Annotated in this window: 13 protein-coding genes; 5 read left to right on the top strand and 8 right to left on the bottom strand. The window is 57.7% G+C overall.

Annotated features, from left to right (window positions below):
- On the top strand, nucleotides 1–270 hold a 270-nt coding region (locus D7D26_RS07075), incomplete at its 5' end, for a transposase (RefSeq protein ID WP_147413033.1).
- A gap of 718 nt (nucleotides 271–988) precedes the next feature.
- On the opposite strand, the gene D7D26_RS07070 is transcribed toward D7D26_RS07075, so the two are convergent.
- A complete protein-coding gene (locus D7D26_RS07070; RefSeq protein ID WP_120372571.1) occupies nucleotides 989–2,206 on the bottom strand; it encodes a mandelate racemase/muconate lactonizing enzyme family protein in 1,218 nt (405 codons plus the stop codon).
- 1,019 nt (nucleotides 2,207–3,225) lie between these two features.
- Here D7D26_RS07070 and D7D26_RS12150 point away from each other — a divergent pair.
- The gene (locus D7D26_RS12150) at nucleotides 3,226–3,432 is read left to right on the top strand and encodes a hypothetical protein (protein WP_147413056.1); all 207 of its coding nucleotides are present in this window, start codon (nucleotides 3,226–3,228) and stop codon (nucleotides 3,430–3,432) included.
- Between the two features lie 169 nt (nucleotides 3,433–3,601).
- Here D7D26_RS12150 and D7D26_RS07065 read toward each other — a convergent pair whose 3' ends face one another.
- The 4 genes from D7D26_RS07065 to D7D26_RS07050 form a co-directional block, all read right to left on the bottom strand.
- Entirely contained in the window at nucleotides 3,602–5,401 is a 1,800-nt protein-coding gene (locus D7D26_RS07065) for a S9 family peptidase (protein WP_120372570.1), read from the bottom strand.
- 161 nt (nucleotides 5,402–5,562) lie between these two features.
- Entirely contained in the window at nucleotides 5,563–8,247 is a 2,685-nt protein-coding gene (locus tag D7D26_RS07060; RefSeq protein ID WP_120372569.1) for an adenosylcobalamin-dependent ribonucleoside-diphosphate reductase, read from the bottom strand.
- A gap of 408 nt (nucleotides 8,248–8,655) precedes the next feature.
- A complete protein-coding gene (locus tag D7D26_RS07055; RefSeq protein ID WP_120372568.1) occupies nucleotides 8,656–10,461 on the bottom strand; it encodes a thioredoxin domain-containing protein in 1,806 nt (601 codons plus the stop codon).
- Nucleotides 10,458–11,096 (bottom strand): HAD family hydrolase, encoded by a 639-nt coding sequence (locus D7D26_RS07050; protein WP_158606302.1) that lies wholly within the window; start codon nucleotides 11,094–11,096, stop codon nucleotides 10,458–10,460. Before D7D26_RS07050 ends, D7D26_RS07055 begins: the two co-directional genes overlap by 4 nt.
- Before the next feature lie 329 nt (nucleotides 11,097–11,425).
- Here D7D26_RS07050 and D7D26_RS07045 point away from each other — a divergent pair, with 329 nt between their 5' ends.
- The 3 genes from D7D26_RS07045 to D7D26_RS07035 all read left to right on the top strand — a co-directional run bounded on the left by D7D26_RS07045 (nucleotide 11,426) and on the right by D7D26_RS07035 (nucleotide 16,836).
- Nucleotides 11,426–12,424, top strand: a complete 999-nt coding sequence (locus tag D7D26_RS07045) for a TAXI family TRAP transporter solute-binding subunit (RefSeq protein ID WP_120372566.1) — start codon at nucleotides 11,426–11,428, stop codon at nucleotides 12,422–12,424.
- 178 nt (nucleotides 12,425–12,602) lie between these two features.
- The gene (locus D7D26_RS07040; RefSeq protein ID WP_120372565.1) at nucleotides 12,603–14,537 is read left to right on the top strand and encodes a TRAP transporter permease; all 1,935 of its coding nucleotides are present in this window, start codon (nucleotides 12,603–12,605) and stop codon (nucleotides 14,535–14,537) included.
- 139 nt (nucleotides 14,538–14,676) lie between these two features.
- Nucleotides 14,677–16,836 (top strand): Tex family protein, encoded by a 2,160-nt coding sequence (locus tag D7D26_RS07035; RefSeq protein WP_120372564.1) that lies wholly within the window; start codon nucleotides 14,677–14,679, stop codon nucleotides 16,834–16,836.
- Nucleotides 16,837–16,887: 51 nt separating this feature from the next.
- Here the strand turns inward: D7D26_RS07035 and D7D26_RS07030 are convergent, their stop codons facing one another.
- Genes D7D26_RS07030 through D7D26_RS07020 form a run of 3 tightly spaced genes read right to left on the bottom strand, consistent with a single transcriptional unit; the run spans nucleotide 16,888 to nucleotide 19,461 of the window.
- The gene (locus D7D26_RS07030) at nucleotides 16,888–17,220 is read right to left on the bottom strand and encodes a YbjQ family protein (RefSeq protein ID WP_120372563.1); all 333 of its coding nucleotides are present in this window, start codon (nucleotides 17,218–17,220) and stop codon (nucleotides 16,888–16,890) included.
- 35 nt (nucleotides 17,221–17,255) lie between these two features.
- A complete protein-coding gene (locus tag D7D26_RS07025; protein ID WP_120372562.1) occupies nucleotides 17,256–18,830 on the bottom strand; it encodes a hypothetical protein in 1,575 nt (524 codons plus the stop codon).
- Nucleotides 18,831–18,867: 37 nt separating this feature from the next.
- Nucleotides 18,868–19,461: an isochorismatase family protein gene (locus D7D26_RS07020; RefSeq protein ID WP_233543490.1), complete on the bottom strand. Its 594-nt coding sequence runs from the start codon at nucleotides 19,459–19,461 to the stop codon at nucleotides 18,868–18,870.
- Between the last annotated feature and the right edge of the window lie 24 nt (nucleotides 19,462–19,485).

Raw genomic sequence — 19,485 nt, 5'->3', positions numbered from 1 at the left:
GGGAGCAACGTCATCGGCGATAAGGCTTACGGTTCGCAAGCCATCAGAGAGTACATTACTTCTCGGGAGGGAAGTTACACTATCCCGCCGAAGAGCGATAATCCCGAACCGTGGTTTATAGATGAGCATGTTTACAAGGAACGACACTTGGTTGAATGTTTCTTTCAGAAAATCAAATGGTTCCGTAGAATTTTCACCCGCTATGACAAACTTGACGCTTCGTTTTTCGCTTTTGTTCTTGTTGCTGCCAGTGTTATTTTATTGAAATAATACAAGCTGAAATGTTTTTTTAAACAAGCCCTAGAACTGTCTTCTTAATTTCTCTTTAGAGTCTATTTGCATTATAAAGTACCATTTTTCAGAAAAAAAGAAAATTTGAAATTTAATAAATATCATTTCTCTCAAGCCAAATGATTAATTGAAGCAAGGTATTAAACCTGTCAATGTTAATTTTTTCTTAATATATCATTTTAACAAATTTAAAATAATTCGCTTAATTGGCACTATTCATCCATTGGACGACCTTACGATCTGTTTCTTAAAGATATACATTTCCGACAATAGACAATGAATAAAAAGACCTTCTGCCGCAGAATGAGAACTACGGTAGAAGGTCCCTTGCATGACGAGAAAAGATGCAGGATTATGCTTATAGTTTTTCTGCTGATGTCGAAAATCGTCAGAAAGAAGTACTCATCACTGTGGCCTGAGCATCCGATCTTGATGTTCAGCTCCTCAACCTCATAACCAAGACTCAATAAGACGCATGGGCAATGATCCTTTCAAATATGTGTCGATTAGCCGGCAGAACCAGAGCATATGCAAGTTCTTCGTCGTAGAACACAGACATGATTTCGATCATCGTCTCTGCATTGGCTCGACGATACGCTTCGCCGAGTTTTTCTTTGACAAGACCCAGCGCAAACAACAGTGCGTCCCTTTTGAGTAGACCGTGATACTTTGCTTCGCATACAGAAATTCTCTAATATTAAGACATATAAGCCCTGCGTTTGTTTATTATCATAGCCTCACATTTTGCTAATGTTTCTGGTGTAGGTTCTTGCCCAATACCCGGCAGCTCCGGGATATCATAAAAACCATTTTTGGGCTGATAATCATACATACAGGAAGCACGACTCTCTGGCGCAAGAGCCCGCTGATGATGTTCGTGAATGATGAAATTAGGAAGTGCGGCCTCAATTTGTAAAGCAGCTGCTTTAGAGATAGGACTACCACACACGTGAATTTGTACATGACAATCGTAGACTGCTGCCATATCACAAATTTTCTTTGCTTCGCTGATTCCGCCGCACAGACATAGATCCGGTTGAATTATGTGAAGAGCTCGCTTTTCTAAAAATTCACGATAACCATAGCGCGTATAGATGCGTTCACCTGAAGCGAGAGGAATATTGATTTTCTTTTTGACCTCGATCATATTCTCGACATTAAGTGGATGACAAGGTTCTTCATAATAAAAAATATGCAGTTCTTCTAACGCTTGTCCAATTTGAATTGCAGAAATTGTATCTGTATTCGAATGCATTTCAATTATAATATCCAGATCATCCCCTCCTGCGTCACGCATAGCTTTTACTCGATTATAAACTGTTCTGATTACTCGTTTCTCAAGTGGTCCCCTAATATTCCAGGCCCCCTTTCCATCAGGTTGGTCGCTAAAAATTATGGGGGCAACCTTGATAGCCGTATAACCTTCTGCCATAGCTTTCAGCGTAACTTCAGCATATTCATCAGGAGTGATTAAAGCCTGTTTATCGTTATAAACTCCCCAGTTGAATTGAAGTTGACTTGCATAAACACGCAGTTTTTCATTTGTTTTTCCACCTAAAAGCTGATACACAGGAACCCCAAGCGCCTTACCTTTGATATCCCATAATGCAATGTCAATAGCACTAATTGCAGCATTGACAACAGTTCCTCCTCCCATTCCCCAGAAGGTTTTTCGGAAGAGAGTTTCCCATATAAGTTCACTCTTCATGGGATCCATTCCAATAATAGCTTCGGCAAAATCTTGAATCATCCCCATCCCGGCTCGCCAACCTTTACCATAAGCAAGACCAGCTTCTCCATAGCCAGAAATTCCTTCGTCAGTATGAACACAGCAAATCACCGGCGACCACGCACCACGTGACGCTCCGGCATTCCCCGAGGGCATCTGCATTACACTGATACTTGTTATTTTCATTTTATGACTCCTCCCTTTATTTTGTGATGTATTTAGGTTTTGTCTAAAAAACATCTCGCTTGTACTATTTCAATAAAACAGCAATGGCAGCAACAAGAACAAAGGCAAAGAACGAAGCACCGTGCTTATCGCAACGGCTCAAGATTTTGTGAAGTCATTTGAGAGGCATTTAACCATGTGTCGCTCCTTGGAGATATGATGATCTACAAATCATGGTTCGGGATTGTTGCTTTTGAAGAGGATGTCGAAGCCAGCCCCTGAGAAGTAATGGACTCCCTGATGGCTTACGAACCCTAAGCTTTATCGCCGAGGCAGTACTCCCTTTGATTATTGAACTGATAATCAGAGTTTAAGTGATTAAACCGATTTTGGCAATATGACGTTTTTAGACAATACTTTTGAGATTCTTGCTTATACACAGATACCACAGAGCTATGTCTAAATGCTAATTGACATGCAACTTCGCACCGTACTCTGGGCAGATACCCCCTTTGGGAGAGATATCAAGTGCACGGTGATAGCAAATGACGGTTCTGCCTGAAACTACTTCATGTGCAGTGCTTTGTGTGCTGAAAAACCATAAAGGCAGCAGGAAATCTTCAGAAAATCGGAGTATTCTTCAAAAGTGAATTGTCCATCGCCCTCTATTCGAGTATTTTCATGGAAAAACTTGTCTTATATGGTAAGACCTAACTAATATGGTATTTCATCCGGAAAGGAGATTCTTCTTTATTCAACTGTAAACTGCAAGGCGGTGCTGTAATCGTCAGATACTGCTATCTTTCGTTATCAAGCTCAATGTGAACCGTTAATTGAAACCTTTTGCGGACTGCCGCTGAACTTTTCAATGAAATTCTTGACGCAGGCATCCTGCCGTGGTATCTTGCAGTTAAAAACTGTTGTATCATGTTGCTCAAGTTTTCAACTTGATTATATTTATCGGGATCGTCTTCGAAAACACCCGGAATAGGAAGGGGAATTCCGTCTGAGTCGCCCGAGAGATTGACTTTATCGCCACCATGGGAGGAAAGAAGACCTATATCCAGCCCGCTTATGCGATGGACACAGAGGAAAAGATCCGTACGGAAATGAAGCCCTTTTCCATCACTGGGGATTCCTTCCCCAAGATCGCTGTCCGGCAGGATGTGCGGAAGCGCTGGTATGATGAAAACGAGATCCTGAACGTCGACGTCATCGATTTCCTGTTAAGCGAAGATATTCTGTAAAACCGCCTATAATCTGAGGGACCGCGGCAAGACTGTATCTGCCGTGGTCCCTCTCCCATTTCATGAAATAATTCATCATGCCGCCGCATCACTCGTCACGCGGCAGGCTCAATACTATTTTTCAATTAAAATGTCGAACATAGAGGCGCTGCGAGCGATCCGGCGCGTCTTATTTTTTCAGGAAGCGGTCCATCCAGCCGGTGATCTCGCGCAGACGGGCCAGACGGCTGCGAGGCTTGCCCGAGCGGCTCAGCTCGTGATTCTCGCCGAGGAAATAGCACAGCCGCGTCTCCACGCCGAGGACCTGCAAGGCCGTGTAGAACTGGAACGCCTGCTCGTCCGGGCAGCGGCGGTCCTCTTCGGAATGGATGAACAGCGTCGGCGTCTTCACGTTCCCTACGTACTTGAGCGGCGAGGCGTTCCACGCGCCTTCGAGATCGGTCAGCGGACCGCTGCCGCCCTGCTGGTCTGTGCCGAAATACCAGCCGATGTCGCTGACGCCGTCGAAGGAGATCCAGTTGCAGATGCCGCGCTGCGAAGCCGCGCACTTGAAGCGGTCGCTGTGCGAGATCATCCAGTTGGTCATGTAGCCGCCGTACGATCCGCCGGTCACGCCCAGGCGCTCCGCGTCGATAAAGTCAAGATGCGCGACCGCCCAGTCGAGCATGGCGTTGAAGTCCTGATAATCCTTGACGCCGTAGGAGCCGCGGATGTCCGCGAACTCGTTGCCGCGCCCGTCGCCGCCGCGCGGATTGCAGAAGATCACCGAGTAGCCGAGCGCCGCCCAGCACTGGGCCTCGTGGAAATACAGCGCGCCGTACGTCGCCTTGGGGCCGCCGTGGATGTCGAAGATCGTCGGATATTTTTTGCCTGGCTCCGCGCCCACGGGCTTCATGTACCAGCAGTCGATCGTCAGCCCCTCGCCGTTGTCCACCGTATAGTGTTCGGGCTGGGAAAGCTGGAACTGCGCCATGAAAGAGTCGTTGTGATGCGTCAGCTGCGTCTCGCCGTCGTTTCCGACGGCGTACAGTTCCTGCAGCTGCAGACCTCGGAAGCCCACGGCGAGCACGCGCCCGCCGCGCACGTCGAAGCAGTCGGCCGAAAGCAGACCGGGCGTCAGGCTGCGGTCGTGCCCGTTCAGGTCGTTGAAGTGGATCTGACTGCTCGTCCCCTGCGTGGAAATGTAATACAGACCGTCGCCGTCGATCAGGCCGTACTGCGTTTCCACGCCGTAACGGCAGTCGCCGACCATGCTGTTATGGAAGCTGGTGTCGAGATCCGGCGTCAGGCAGGTCAGCTTTTTGTCCTTCAGCTCGAAGACCAGGGCGTTCTCGTTCATGCCGTAACGCTTCATGTCGCTGGCGAGGACGATGACGCGCCCGCCGCTCCAGCCGGCCGTCTTGAAGCTGTACTCAAGCCCCTCGCTGAGGCAGTCCATCGCGCCGCTTTTGAGATCGAGCCGCCAGACGTGATTGCACAGCGGCTTGACCTTTTCGTACTCTTCGGCCACCAGCAGCGCCGCGCCGCCGCTGGGCGACAGCGTGCAGTCGAGTACGTCCATGCGGTCGGGCGTGAGGCGCCTGAACTCGCCGGAACGGGGATCCCACAGCGCCAGGGCGCTGCGGCGCTGGCCGGTAAAGTTCTTGCCGTTCTGCCAGAACGGGATCTGCGTGTAAACTTTATACTGCGCGTTCCCGGGGTTGGGTTCTTCCGGCGTATACACGGCGCTGAGCAGGATCCTGCCGTCCGCCAGCGGCCACAGTTCGTTCACGGGCAGCGGCACGACGCCCAGCCGGCGGGCTTCGCCGCCGCCGAGTTCCAGCCGGTAGAGCGCCGTAACATCCTTCTCCAGCGAGGCGTCGCGCTTCGACGCGAAGACCAGCGCTTTGCCGTCCGGCGAAAGCCGCGGGCACGAAAGGAACTTGAAATGAAGCAGATCGTCGAACTGTACCGTTTTCTTTTCCGTCATCGAATGGCCTCCAGTCAAAAAATTTGTTCCCAAAAACAAAGCGCCGCCGAGCCTCTTTCGAGCCTTCGGCGGCGCTTTTCAAAGACGGAACTCAAAAGAGTTTTTCCATCGAATCATAGCACAGTTTTACAGACTCGACAGGAAAAGCTCATTGTGTTCTTTTATTTGCAGGGCGAATAGCCGCAGCTGAAACAATACGCGCAGCCGGCCACCATTTCCATCGGCGCGCCGCATTCGGGGCAGATCAGTTCGCTGCGCGGCTCGCCCGCGCTCCTCGCCGCCGCGCCGCTCCGTTGTTCGATCAGTTTCTGCAGCAGCAGCGCCACGGCGTCGGGGATCGAGCGCACCATTTCGTCGTCGTCGCAGTCGAACATCCAGTATTCCTTGCCGGAAATGCCGCGCAGCGTGCCGATGAAATCCTCCAGATGACAGCCCGAACGCAGGCCGATGGAGATCACGCGCGAGATCGCTTCGGTCATGGCTTTCAGCTCCGAGCCACTCTTGCCCAGCGAGGCGAACACTTCGAACGGCTCGTTGCCGTCGTAGTTCAGCGTCACCCACAGACTGCCCCAGGGCGTACGGTCCTTGATCGTCTTGCCGAAGACGATCGGCGTGGAGCGCTGCTTCACCTTGCTGCTGTAAGGAACGTGTTCGTGCTCCTCGGCGGCGCGTTCCAGCCCCGCCGGCTGAGACGATTCCTCGGCGCTCGGTTTTTCCTCCGCTTCGGCCCGCGTCACCGTGGCCGGCGCTTCGCTCTTAGATTCGCTTTCCTTCTTCGTCTCGATGGGCTGGTTGTCGCGCGAGCCGTCGCGGTAGATCGTGATGCCCTTGCAGCCCATGTCGTAACAGGTCTCGTACACCTTGCGCACGTCGTCCACGGTGGCCGACGAAGGCAGGTTGACGGTCTTGCTGATGCCGCTGTCCACGTAGCGCGCGAAGATGCCCGTGACGTCCACGTGCTGCTCCGGTGAAATGTCGTAAGCCGTCACGTAGCGCGGATCGGAAATGACGCCCGAACCGCGCAGTTCCTCCGCTTCCTTCTGCGTGATCAGCGGGTGGAAATATTCGCGCACTTCCCAGCCGTCGCCGTCGGACTTCATCACCTTGCGGCTCCAGCGCCAGGCGAAGTTCGGCTCGATGCCCGCCGAGCTGTCGAAGATCATCGAGATCGAACCGGTCGGCGCGATGGAAAGGCGGCGGCTGTTGCGCAGCTTCCCTTCCAGCAGCGCCGTCATCAGCCGTTTCAGCTCGGGCAGCGCGTCGGCGCCGAGCACCTCCGGCAGGACTTCCAGTGTGTTCAGCAGCGTGTAGGGAACTTGGCCGTGCGACCGCATCTGGGCGACGAACTCGCGGTAGGAGTCGCGGTCCATCTCCTCGATCCACTGGCGCGCGAAGAGCTCGCCGCCGTGGGCGCGATGCTCTCCCTCGAACAGCTTCGCCACGGCGAAACTCTCGGAAAAAGGCTCTTTGCCCATGTGCGCGACCGCATCGACCGTCGCCATCAGCGCCGCGCCGGACATATGGGCGCCCAGAGAATCGCAGAAACTTTTGAACGAGTCGGAGCCGTAGACGTCGCCGCTCAAAATCGCCGCGTCGGCCAGCCCCATCAGCCCCAGCCCCACGGGGCGGATGCGCTTGGTGCGCTCGCCGATGCGCGGCAGCGGGTAGCTGGTGGCGTCGATGACGAGATCGAGATAGTAGATGGACCGGTACACCTGGTCCATGAAACCTTCCATATCGAAGCTTCGGCGGCCCGTCTCGTCGGGGCGGACGAATTTGACCAAATTGACGGAGCCGAGGTTGCAGCTCGTGTACGTCGGCAACGGCTGCTCGCCGCAGGGGTTGGTGGACTCGATGTCGAAGTCCCCCGAGAGCTTGAGCAGATTGTCGGCGTTGGCGCGATCGATGAAGAACACGCCGGGATCGCCGCGGCGCCAGGCGTTCTGACACAGTTTGTTCCACAGCTCGTCGCCCTGTACCGTGCGCGCCGCCTTGCCGTTGGCGCGGGAGCGGAGCGCGAAAGGGCGTTTCTCGCGCGCGGCGCTGACCAGCTCGTCGGACACGCAGACGGAGATGTTGAAATACGACAGCTTGCCCTCTTCCGTCTTGGCGTCCATGAACTGCTCGATGTCGGGATGGTCGTCGGGCAGCATGCCCATCAGCGCCGCGCGGCGGCGGCCGCCCTGCACCACGACGCAGCCCATGGTGTTCCACGTCTCCATGAACGAGACGGGCCCCGACGCCTTGCCGCCGGTGCCGCCCTTGATGTCGGCGCCGCGCTCGCGCAGATGGCCGAAGTTGCCGCCCACGCCGCCGCCGTACTTGCTGATGATGGCGGCGTCGCGCACCGAGTCGAAGATGCCCTCGATGCTGTCGGGGATGTCGATCACAAAGCAGGCGAAGAGCTGCTGATTGTCCGTCTTGTTGTCGTACAGGCGCCGGTAGTCCGCCAGCTCCATCTCGTCAGGCGAGCGGTAGATCAGCTCCGCCAGCTCCGGCACTCGGGTCATGCCCGCGCCGGAAGCGAAAAGGCACGGTGAGTTGAAAATAAAGCGTCCCTCCACGAGATCGGCGAAAAGATTTTTTTCCAGCCGGCGGAGCCATTCGATGTCGTCGGCCTTGCGGTACAGACTCTCGGCCGTGCAGACGATGCGCGAGACGCGGCGCGCGAATTCCTCGAAACTGCGCTCCTTGCGCAGCCCGCCCGTCTCCGGGTCGTAGCGGTCGGCATAATAGCGCTGCTCCAAAAGCCAGCGCGCGTTCTCCGACTGGCGCGGCACCAGAGGGTTTTCAAGCAGCCCCATATCCAGCGAATCCCGAAAGCGCTCTTTCATCGATTTATACATGGACAGGTCTCCCGTTCTGTGGAATTTTTAAAAGTGAATCCTCTGTGCGGATCTTTTACGAAACGGCAAAATCATTCTACCTCGTCCCGGTAAAAAATGCCACTAGAAATAGTATTGACTTAAACCCAAAGAACACTAAATATACAAAAAACGAAAGAATCCCGGCCCCTGTCCGAAAGAGACGGGAACCGGGAACTTCTCCATTTTCATTTGCGCACAGAGCGTGCCTTTTCTGTTTTTATCATCCGGCGCATGGAGGAGCAACGCTGAGTATTCTACCACGGAAAAGATTTTTGCGCTTCCGCCGGCGGGCAGAAATGTCCGCCATGTCCCCAAGAAGGCGTGCCGGGGAAATTACGCGAACGCCGTTTCGGCGCCATTTCTGAAGCGCCCTTCGCTGCGAGGCGTTCACACAACAGGACTCTTATGAGCCGCTTTCCTCCGAAGCAGCTCCTTCAGCCTCAAAGCTCCCAGCGTGAGCGAGGCGCACGCCGCCGGATATTCGTTGAGCGCTCCGCCAAAAGCATCGACAATACTCCGCGCGCGCGTCAGCCATCGTTCGTCTGCGGTGGCGCGATAAAGTTCGAGCAGATTGTTCACCATCATGCCGTTTCCCGAGGGCAAAAAATCGTCGCCGGCATCCCACGCCGGCAGGATCTCGAGAGTCCCCTCCCGGACAAGGCGCATTGCCCCGCGAGCCCCAAAAAGTTCATCGGCCCGCGCGCTCCACTTTTCGGCGGCCTCAAGCCATGACGCGGAGCCCGACGCACGATACACCTTCAGGCTCGCCCATATAAACGACGCATAATCTTCCAGCCCGCCTTCGCCGTCGCGAAGGCCGTCGTAAAGCGTATGGCACAGGTCGTTCCGTGAAACCGCCACGGTCGACAGGCTCTTCATGATCTCCTCGGCCTGCGCCTGATACTCTTTCCGTCCCAAGACGTCGGAAGCCTGCGCAAGCACGGCCGCAAAACAGGCGTTGGCCCTCACCGAAATGCGCGCTTCCTTTTCCGGGCTCTTACGGCGCGAACGGCATTCCCTCAGGATCCTCCGCGCGCTCTCGGTCTTTTCCCAAAGCTCGAGAGCCTGTTCATCGCTTTCAGGCATGGCAGAGAGACGCAAAACATTTCCGCCGGTCTTTTTCTGCGTCAGCGGATCGCTGTAATTCCCTTCGGGAGTGACCCCATAGACGCGGCAGAAGGCGTCCGAGCCTTCGTGAAGAAGCCCGTCGATTTCATCTTTGCTCCACAAATAGTAGCGATCGACGGCGCCCATATCGCGGACGTCGTCCCCGGAACACAGCAGCCCGTTTTCTTCGCTCAAGGTGCGCCTCAGCAGAGCGACGCTGTCCTCGACGACTCTGCGGTAGATGGGACTGGGAGCTTCCCTCAGGGCCTCGATAAACACTTCCAGGACGGCCGCGTTCTGGGCAAGATGCTTGCCCAGATAAGGGATCTGCCATTCCCGATCGCAACAGTAGTCGTGAAATCCGGCATCAAGATGATCGTACAGGCCTTCCCTGAACAGCGCCGCCAGGGAGCGGCCAAAATGGGCGCGGAGCTTTTCGTTTTTCCGCCCGAGGTAGGAACACAAAAGCAGTTTCGGGGCCTGGGGAAATTTCGGGGCCGTCCCCCAGCCGCCGTTTGGGAGGTCCATTTCCGCGAGCAGCTGCTCGGCGGCCCTCGCCTCGAGCCCCTCTTGGAGCGGCGCCGTATACGGCGAAAGCGCTTCTTCGAGCTGGGCACCGTAACTGGCGGACGCTTCGTCGATCTGCGGCCGTTTCATCAGCCACAGCCACTTGATGCGCCGCAGGACCTCGAGCAGTCCCGGGTTTTCGGGGATCTCGCTTTGTTTGGGCAGATACGAGCAAGCAAAGATCGGTTTTTTCCCCGGAGTCATGAAAATGAACAGCGGCCAGCCGGCGTGGCCGAGCATGATCTGCGCCATGGCGCGGGCGGCCAGCGCGAGATGAGGCACGTCGTCGCTGTCGGCCAGCACGGGAATGAAGTCGTTGTTGAGCATTCTGATGATCTCGGGTTCTTCGAAATTGGCCCTCATCATGTGGCTCCAGCGGCTGCCGTTGTTGGTCAGGCACAGGCAGAGCGGACGGTCCAGGGACGCGGCACGCCGGAGCGTTTCAGCGTCCCACGGTTTCCACTCGACGGATCCTTCTCCCATCCGTCTCACCCAAGGATTGGCGCTCCTCCGACTCATCGTATCTCCTCCCACAGCTCCGGCAGCTCGCTGAGATCCTCGATGACATGCGAAGCGCCGCTTTCTTTCAGCGCTGATGCGCCATGATTGCCGGTCGTCACGCCGACGCTGGTGACTCCGGCATTGACCGCCGTTTTCATGTCGATATCCGTATCGCCGACGTAAACGCCCTCAGCGGCTTTCAGCCCCATGCGCCACAGCGCCTCCAGAACGATTGCCGGATCGGGCTTGGGGCTGAATCCTTCGATCCCGACAATGATCGGACAGAGCGTATCCAGCCCCGCCGCCCGCACGATTCCCAACGGGGTCAGACGGTTTGTGGCGATCCCCAGCAGCGCTCCGCGCGAGCGCAGCTTTTCGAGCGCCGGCACCGTCTCCGGAAAAGGCACGACGCCGGCGTAATTTCGTTCCTCAAAAAACGAACGGTAGCGCGGCAGCCATTCCTCCTCTATGGGGCCGTCTCCCCAAAAAGACCGCATCGCGTCGGCCAGCGCCCAGCCGATCGTCCGGCGCACTTCGGCAAGCTGCAGGCGCCGCAGCTTTTTCTCCGCGGCCAGAGCGTTTAAGTTTGCGCAAATTCCTCCGGCGCTGTCCACCAGCGTCAGATCGAAATCAAATACAATGCCCCGCAGCAAAGGGCCTCGCCTCCTTTTCCCACCGGCGATAGAACGCCGAATTTATGCCGCCGTTTCAAACGCTCTCCATTGTACCATCCGCGGAGTTTTTTCGCTCGCCGGGATAATTGCCTCTCATTGGTTTCCCGCGAAAGGCATCGGAGCGAAAAATTAAAAATACATATTGAAAAATTGCTTCTTGACACAAATCCCAGAGCGCTAGTATACTTTGGAAAGTACGGAGATCCGCGTGTTGCGCATGAGGGGCGTTCGAGGATTCATCGCTTTCCACGCTTAGTTATGCAAGAGAATCCCGTATGAATAAAAATACAATGAGGAGGTCTGTGTGAATGAAAAAATTATTGGCGTTGTGTGTCGTTCTTTCCGCACTCTGGGGGGGCGCTGCCTGGGCTGACACGCCGTCGCAGCTCAAGTTTATGGCGGGACCTCCGGGCGGCAACTGGTTCGCTCTGGGGGGCGAGCTGGCCGATCTCTGGAGCAAGGAGGTCATGCCCACCACCAGCGTCACGGGCGGCGCCGTCGCCAACATCATCAACGCGCACATGAGAAAAGGCGATCTCGGCTTCTCCAACACTTCCATGATCGCCGTGGCCCAGAAGGGCACCGACCTCGGCACGTTCAAAACGAAAAGCGACAACGCCAAGCTCCTTGCCAACCTGTACACTCAATACACCTACTTCATCGCCCGCAAGGACTTCGCCGAGAAGAACGGCATCAAGACCGTCGACGATCTGGTCAACAAGAAGCTCGCCTTCCGCTTTGCCACACTGAAGACGGGCACGGGATCCGAATTCGTCGTCAAGAACGTTTTCGAATCCGGATTCGGCATCGACTACCGCAAAGCGTTCAAGGAATGGGGCGGCACGGTCGAGTACGCCTCCTATTCGGGCGGCGCGGATCTGATCGCGGACAATCACCTTGACGTGTTCGCCTTCTCCGTCGGCAAGGTCGCCGCGATCGTCATGCAGATCGAAAGCACCACCGACGTCGTCCTGCTCGGCATGAGCCAGGAAGCGCTGGACAAGGTCGGCGAAGCGATCGGCACCGTCACCTTCCTGATCGATCCCGGCATCTACAAGTCGGTTCCCGCCAGCGCCGAGCCGGTCAAAGTCGTCGGCGACTACACCAGCATCGTGGTGCGCGGCGATCTCGACGATCAGGTCGTTTACGATCTCTGCAAGTCCATGTACAGCAACGTGGAGATGCTGGCCAAGGGCGTGAAGGACATCGCCGAGCTCGATCCCAAGACGGCCATCCCCGCCAAGGGGCTCGAGTCTCATCCCGGCGCCGTGAAATTCTGGAACGAGGCCAGCGGCAAAGTTCAATAAGGGAGCGGGCCTCGCTTGGGAGCGCGCCGTAAATCGTCTCAAAGAAAATATCGAAGCGCGAACGGGAAAATCCCCAAGAAGGCAGGCTCCAGGCCTGCCTTCTTCTGTATTTTCCCGCGGAATCCCACGCCCGCAGCGTGGCGGGATCGCGCCGCCGACAGAAAGAGGATGATGGTCGATGACAAAAAGAAAACTCGATGGAGTCGTCGCGAAAGGCCTATGGCTTTATGTACTGGCGATGGGGATCTTTCATCTTTATACCGCGGTTTTCGGAGCTTTTGAAGCGTACCTTCAAAGAGCGATTCACCTCACATGGGTCCTGCCGATGGTCTTCGTCGTCTATCCCATGTTCGAAAACAAAAAATCGGCGCAGCCCCAGACGACCGTGCCATGGTACGACTGGTGCTTCGCCGTTGTTTCCGCCGTTCCCGGCATCTATATCATGCTCAACTACAACATGATCGTCGAGCGCATGATCGGCGTCGATGAGATCACGGCGATCCAGCTGATCCTCGGCACGATCGTCGTCCTCGCTTTGATCGAAGCGACCCGCCGCGCCGTGGGGCTTCCCATCATTCTCGTCTCGCTCGCTTTTATGGGCTACTGCATGTATTACATGATGACCGACATCGCCGCGCAGAGCGGAACGCTGGGCAATTTCACTCTCGCCAATTTCCGCGACTGGTTCTCGGGCGCCTTCAAACTTTTGATCGAGGAGATGTACCTGACCGACGAGGGCATTTACTCGTCCTCGCTGGGCGTTTCGGCGACGCTGGTGATGATCTTCCTGATCTTCGGCGGTTTTCTCGAGAACAGCGGCGTCGGCGAATATTTCATGGAATTCGCCCAGGCCTTTACGGGGACTCAGGCCGGCGGTCCCGCCAAAATCGCCGTCGTCAGTTCCTGTCTTTTCGGTTCGATCTCCGGTTCCGCCGTCGCCAACGTGTACGGCACGGGGACGTTCACCATTCCTCTCATGAAGCGCATCGGCTACAAACCTTACTTCTCGGGCGCGGTCGAAGCGGTGGCAAGTTCCGGCGGGCAGATCATGCCGCCGGTCATGGGAGCCGGCGCCTTCGTGATGGCGTCGTTTCTCAACGTTCCTTTCAGCCGCATCGTCGTCGCCGCGATCCTTCCGGCGCTGCTTTACTATGCCGCCGTCCTCGTCATGGTCCACCTGACCGCCAAGCGCGACGGTCTCAAGGGGCTGCCGCCCGAGGAGCTGCCCGAGAAAAGGAGCGTGCTGAAACGCGCCTACATGATGTCGCCCATCGTTCTTCTCGTCTATCTGCTCCTCGACGGTTACACGCCCATGTATGCCGCCATCGCCGGCATCGTTTTAGCCTGGGGCGTGTCGCTGCCCAATCCCAAACGGCGCATGGGGCCAAAGGGCATCCTGCGCGCCATTCATGACGGAGCCAAAGGGATCCCCGTGGTCTGCACCGCCTGCGCTTCGGCCGGTTTCGTCCTCGGGGCCGTGGCACTTTCCGGCATCGGGCCGAAAATCGTCAGCGCGGTCCTTTCGGCGTCCCACGGCATTCCCGTGCTCACGCTGCTGCTGATCGCCGTGGTCTGTCTGATCCTCGGCATGGGACTGCCGACGACGAGCGCCTACATTCTCGCGGCGTCATTGAGCGTTCCGGCGCTTGGTCAGCTTCACTTCAACAGCATCGCCGCCCACATGTTCGTGTTCTATTATGCGATCATCTCCAACATCACGCCTCCCGTCGCCCTTGCCGCGTACGCCGCGGCGTCCATCGCCGAGGATTCGCCCAACAAGACGGGGTGGGCCGCCTGCCGGCTGGGATTTTTGGCTTTCGTCATTCCCTTTGCGTTCTGTTACGACGGCGGGCTGCTGCTTCAGCTCGACTGGACGCACAACCTCATCTCCGTTATCAGCGGCGTCGCGCTGGTGTTCGGCATCGGTTTCAGTTTTACCGGTTATTGCGGCGGCAAGATCCCGATGTGGAGCCGCGTCCTTTTCGCGGCCTTCGGGCTGGCCTCCATGTGGAAGAGTTCTCTGATCTCTCTCGGCGGAACCGTGGCGATTTTCGTGCTGTACACTTTCTGTCAGAAGTTTTCCGCCGGTAAAAAAGCGTCTTCCGCGCTTTAACGAAAATTTCCTTCAAAGCCCCGTTGTGCGCGGGGCTTGTTTTTTGTTCGCGAGGCATGGACATCGAAGCCGGCTTTAGGTAAGATATGCGGTGGCTTTGGCAGTTCCGTACAGTACATCGAAAGGAGTTCTTCATTATATGGCCGATTACACAGGGCGGATCGCCCAGGAATTGAAACTTCCCGTCAGCGGCGTCGGCGCCGTCGCCGAACTTCTCGCAGAAGGGTGCACAGTCCCTTTCATCGCCCGCTATCGCAAGGAAAAAACCGGTTCCCTCGACGAAGTCGCGATCGCCGCGATCCGCGACGGACTGGCCCGAATCGAAGAACTCGAAAAACGGCGCGAGGCGATTCTGGGTTCGCTGACCGAGCGCGGCATCCTTACGGAAGAGCTGAAAAAGACGATCGACGCCGCTGCGACGATGACCGCTCTGGAAGACGTCTATCTTCCTTTCCGTCCCAAGCGCCGGACGCGCGCTTCGGCCGCCCGTGAAGCGGGGCTCCAGCCGCTGGCCGACGCCCTGCTGGAACAAAAGGGGCGCGACCCGCAGGAACTGGCCGCACGCTATGTGAACGAGGAAAAAGGGATCGCCGACGCCGAGGCCGCTCTGGCCGGCGCGCGCGACATCATCGCCGAAAACGTCAGCGAAAATCCGGCGGTCCGCCAGGACATGCGCGTGATCTTTGTCCGCTTCGGCGTCTGCGCTTCCTCGGTCGTCGAAAAAAAGAAAGAGGAAGCGGAAGCGGCGACGTACGCCGATTATTTCGACTGGAAAGAGCCGCTCCTGCGCGTTCCTTCCCATCGCCTGCTGGCGGTGATGCGCGGGGAAAAGGAGGGCTACCTCACCTTCTCGATCCGCCCCGAGGAAAAGCTGGCGCTGGAAAAACTTTACGCGCGTTACGTCACGGGAAGCGGCGAAGATTCCAGGCAAGTCGAAGCGGCCGTCACCGACGGCTATCGCCGTCTGCTGGCGCCTTCCATGGAAACGGAGGCCCGCAGCACGCTGAAAAAGCGCGCCGACACCGACGCCATCGCCATTTTCGCCCGCAATCTCCGCGAGTTGCTGATGGCCTCGCCCTTCGGCGCCCGCCCCATTATGGCTATCGATCCGGGAATCAGAACGGGGTGCAAGGTCGTCTGCCTCGATTCGAAAGGCGATCTGCTGCACCACACGGTCATTTTCATCCAGCGCTCCGACGCCCAGTACGTTCAGGCTGGCGAAACCATCCGCGCGCTGGCCGCGCGTTTCAAGCCCGACGCGGTCGCCGTCGGCAACGGCACGGCCAGCCGGGAAACGGAAGAGTTCCTGCGCGGCCTCGATCTGGACATCCCCATCATCGTCGTCAGCGAAAGCGGCGCTTCCGTCTATTCGGCTTCGGAACTGGCCCGCAGGGAATTCCCCGACCAGGACGTGACGGTCCGCGGCGCCGTTTCGATCGGGCGCCGCCTTATGGATCCTCTGGCGGAACTCGTGAAGATCGATCCCAAATCGATCGGCGTCGGTCAGTACCAGCACGACGTCGATCAAAAGCAGCTCAAAAACGCCCTGGACGATACCGTCGTCTCGTGCGTCAACGCCGTCGGCGTCGATCTGAACACCGCCAGCGCCAAACTGTTGTCCTACGTTTCCGGCCTGACGCCGTCGCTGGCCGACAACGTCGTGAAATTCCGCGAAAGCGAGGGGCCCTTCAGGCGGCGCCAGGACGTGCTGAAAGTTCCCCGTCTGGGGCCCAAAGCCTACCAGCAGGCCGCCGGCTTTTTGCGCATCCGCGACGCCGAGAATCCGCTCGACGCCAGCGCGGTCCATCCCGAGAATTACGGCGTCGTCGACGCCATCGCCGCGGACCAGAACTGCGCCGTCGCCGACCTGATCGCCGCCAAAGACCTGCGCGGCAAGATCGACTTGAACCGCTACGTCACCGACGAGGTCGGCCTGCCGACGCTCGAGGACATCCTCTCCGAACTGGAAAAACCCGGGCGCGACCCCCGCAGCGCGTTGGAGATCTTTTCCTTCGATCCCAACGTGCGCGAACTGACCGACCTCGAGCCGGGCATGAAACTGCCGGGCATCGTCTCCAACGTCACGGCCTTCGGCGCGTTCGTCAACATCGGCGTGCATCAGGACGGGCTCGTCCACGTCAGCCAGATGGGACGCTACGTGAAGGACATTTCCACCGTGCTTCATCCCGGCATGGCGGTGGAGGTCTACGTCATCGACGTGGACGTCAAACGGCGCAGGATCTCCCTGCGCATGGAACTCGGCAAAAAAGCCGCCCGCGAAAAAAGCGCGGTCAAATAAATCCGGCAAACGAAGAGGCCGTCTCCCCCGTTCGGCGAGACGGCCTCTTCGTTATTTGTCATCGAACTTATAAGCGGTGCCGACCGCGACGACTTCGGCGGCGCCGCCGGCGACCTGCGGCGTCATGAACTGGATCGCGTAAACCCCGTCGGCCCCTTTCTCGAAAGCTTTTTCGCCAAGCCGCTCCATGGCTTTTTCGGTGCTCGTCCGCAGCAGCTCGGTGTATTGTTTCAGCTCGCCGCCCACCGACATGTTCCTGACGGCCGCCAACGCGTCGCCGAAGATCGAGGTGCTGACCACGCAGCTGCCGGTCACGAGCCCGAGCTCCACGACGCCCGGCGGCGGAATGGTCCCCGTGGAAAGAGCGATCTCTTTTTTATCCATCGTCCGTCATCTCTCCCCGATAAGCCGACGCGGCGTCAGCGCAGATATTTTTTGTAAAGCCAGGCAGCGGCCAGCAGCGCCAGAGCGATCCCCGCGAAGAGCGCATAGTTTTCCGCCCTGTGCAGCAGATAGGCCACGCCGCTCTGCCATGGAATGCGCGCCGCCTTGGGCAGGGATTTCATCCGCTCGATCTCCCGACCGATCTCGCCGGGCGTCTTCCCGGCGGCGAAAAAACGCTCCGCCTGCGCCGGCGGCACTTCGCTCATGAGCCACTGCACGCTGTCGGCGGGAAGCTGCGCCGCCGCTTCCCGCACCGTCCTGGGACGAAGCGCGAGCCATCTGAGCGTCTGCAGCGAAGCCGCATCGGGAAAATATTTGTCCCAGACGAGCCGGGGCAGATTTCGGAAAAGAGAAAAATATTCTTTCCCCGCGACGGCGAACCACTGACGGGCCAGCAGCGTGTCTCCTTGCGCCAAAATCTCCCTGAAAGCGGCGATGTCCTCCGCTTCGCTTTCGACGAGAAACCGGCCGAAATTCTCCACGATCGAGCTGTAGCTCAGGGAACCGTCGAGCGGCCTGACGCTGATCAGGCGGTCGATAAAATTCTTCTGTTCGGCTTCGGACATGCGCTCGGTCATGCGGCGGAACGTCGAAGAGGCAAGAATGGCCTTCGTGTCTTCGTCGCGGCGGGCCATGCGCCCCTGGATCTCGTCGAGTTCGGAGCGGACGCCCTTTCTCAGCGTCTGCCAGTAAATTCGCGGCGCTTCCGTTCGGTAATAGCCGTCGTAGCGAACGAGCAGAGTCTCGCGAAGTCTCGCCGGCGATTCCCAGACTTCCACCGCAAAGGAGCCGACGTCATAAAGCGCCCAGCTCACCGTCAACAGCGCGCCGACTCCGGTGGCGGCCATGAGAACTTTCCGGCCCAGCCCCTTGCCGAAAACGGACAGCGCTTTTCTTCCCAGCGTGCGGCGCAGGAGCTTGCGTCCCAGCATCATGCCCAGAAAAGCGGCGGAACCGGCCAGGGAAAGCTCGGGGCGCCCCCGGATCTCCTTCGTCAGGGATTCGCCGAGGACGGCGCGGCTCTGGGCGGCGGCGCGGCGCACCTGTTCCTCGAAAAAGATCCGCACCGACGGGGCGTTGACGAGAGCTCCCACCCGCGAGGCCAGCAGCGCCTGGTCATACGCCGAAAGGCGATCCAGATACGCGTCGGTGAAAGAATCTTCCACGATCGCAAGGAAACGCTCGTAATCGCCGCGGAACGTCTCGGGGATTTTGTCCTGGATCCTCTGGACAACGCCGTTCAGATCCATGGCGACCTGAAGGGCGCCCGTCAGCCGGCCGCCCGATAAGCTGTCCGCAAAAACGCGGTCCGCCGCCGCCGTCAGCCTGGCGCTCATCCCCTCGCGCTGCCAGAGCGCGTCGTAATCTTCAAGGAACGACGATTCGATTTCATCGAGGAAGCGCCGGCGAGTTTCGGCGTCCTGAAAGAGCACCGTCTCGTCGTACGCGATCGCGTCTTTTTCGTATTTCTGAACGGCCGCCGGGAGCCGTCCGCGCATGCCCAGAAAAACGGCGGCCGCCGCGACGAGACCGAGAAGTTTTTTGCACATTTCACACCGCCCCAGGCGCTCGCTCACTCCGGGAGCATCAGAATTCGACCTTGGCAAGAGGCAGGATCGTCGCTCCGGCGGCTTCCATCTCGGCGAAAGCCTTTTCGCCGTCGTCCGGATTCACGTTGACGGCGCGGCAGCCGTCGCTGACCACCAGCACGTCGAACCCCGCCTGCAGCGCGTCGAGGACGCTGGCCTTGACACAATAATCCGTCGCCAGCCCGCAGATGATCAGACGCTCGATGCCCGCGTCATGGAGCACGCCGGCGGCCTGCGTGCCGTCGAACGCCGAATAGGCTTCGGCGTTCGCGTCCGTTCCCTTGTTGAAGACCATCACGTCCACCGGCAGCTGCAGATCGGGATGGAACTCCGCCCCGTCCTGCCCGGCCACGCAGTGCATCGGCCAGGAACCGCCGCAGTCCTTGAAGCTGCAATGATTGGCAGGATGCCAGTCGCGGCTGGCCAACACCGGGCAGCCGCGTTCGGCGGCCATCTGGATCAGCCGGTTGCACACCGGGACGACCGCGTTGCCGTCCGGGACCGCCAAAGCGCCATTTTCACAGAAGTCATTCTGAACGTCGATAATAAAAAGCGCCGTTTTTTTCATGCAGAGCACCTCCATAAAATGCATCCCGAAAAGTCTTCGTTCGAAAAA

It is taken from the genome of Pyramidobacter sp. CG50-2 (genome assembly GCF_003612005.1).
In the GTDB taxonomy this organism is placed as follows: Bacteria; Synergistota; Synergistia; order Synergistales; family Dethiosulfovibrionaceae; genus Pyramidobacter.
This window is presented reverse-complemented; position numbering and strand designations above follow the sequence as displayed.

Bases quoted from the DNA above. Each gene is read 5' to 3' on its own strand.
- D7D26_RS07060 (WP_120372569.1), bottom strand. From the start codon at position 8,247: ATGTATAAATCGATGAAAGAGCGCTTTCGGGATTCGCTGGATATGGGG.
- D7D26_RS07035 (WP_120372564.1), top strand. From the start codon at position 14,677: ATGGCCGATTACACAGGGCGGATCGCCCAGGAATTGAAACTTCCCGTC.
- D7D26_RS07020 (WP_233543490.1), bottom strand. From the start codon at position 19,461: ATGCATTTTATGGAGGTGCTCTGCATGAAAAAAACGGCGCTTTTTATT.
- D7D26_RS07065 (WP_120372570.1), bottom strand. From the start codon at position 5,401: ATGACGGAAAAGAAAACGGTACAGTTCGACGATCTGCTTCATTTCAAG.
- D7D26_RS07025 (WP_120372562.1), bottom strand. From the start codon at position 18,830: ATGTGCAAAAAACTTCTCGGTCTCGTCGCGGCGGCCGCCGTTTTTCTG.
- D7D26_RS07070 (WP_120372571.1), bottom strand. From the start codon at position 2,206: ATGAAAATAACAAGTATCAGTGTAATGCAGATGCCCTCGGGGAATGCC.
- D7D26_RS07055 (WP_120372568.1), bottom strand. From the start codon at position 10,461: ATGAGTCGGAGGAGCGCCAATCCTTGGGTGAGACGGATGGGAGAAGGA.
- D7D26_RS07030 (WP_120372563.1), bottom strand. From the start codon at position 17,220: ATGGATAAAAAAGAGATCGCTCTTTCCACGGGGACCATTCCGCCGCCG.
- D7D26_RS07040 (WP_120372565.1), top strand. From the start codon at position 12,603: ATGACAAAAAGAAAACTCGATGGAGTCGTCGCGAAAGGCCTATGGCTT.
- D7D26_RS12150 (WP_147413056.1), top strand. From the start codon at position 3,226: ATGGGAGGAAAGAAGACCTATATCCAGCCCGCTTATGCGATGGACACA.
- D7D26_RS07045 (WP_120372566.1), top strand. From the start codon at position 11,426: ATGAAAAAATTATTGGCGTTGTGTGTCGTTCTTTCCGCACTCTGGGGG.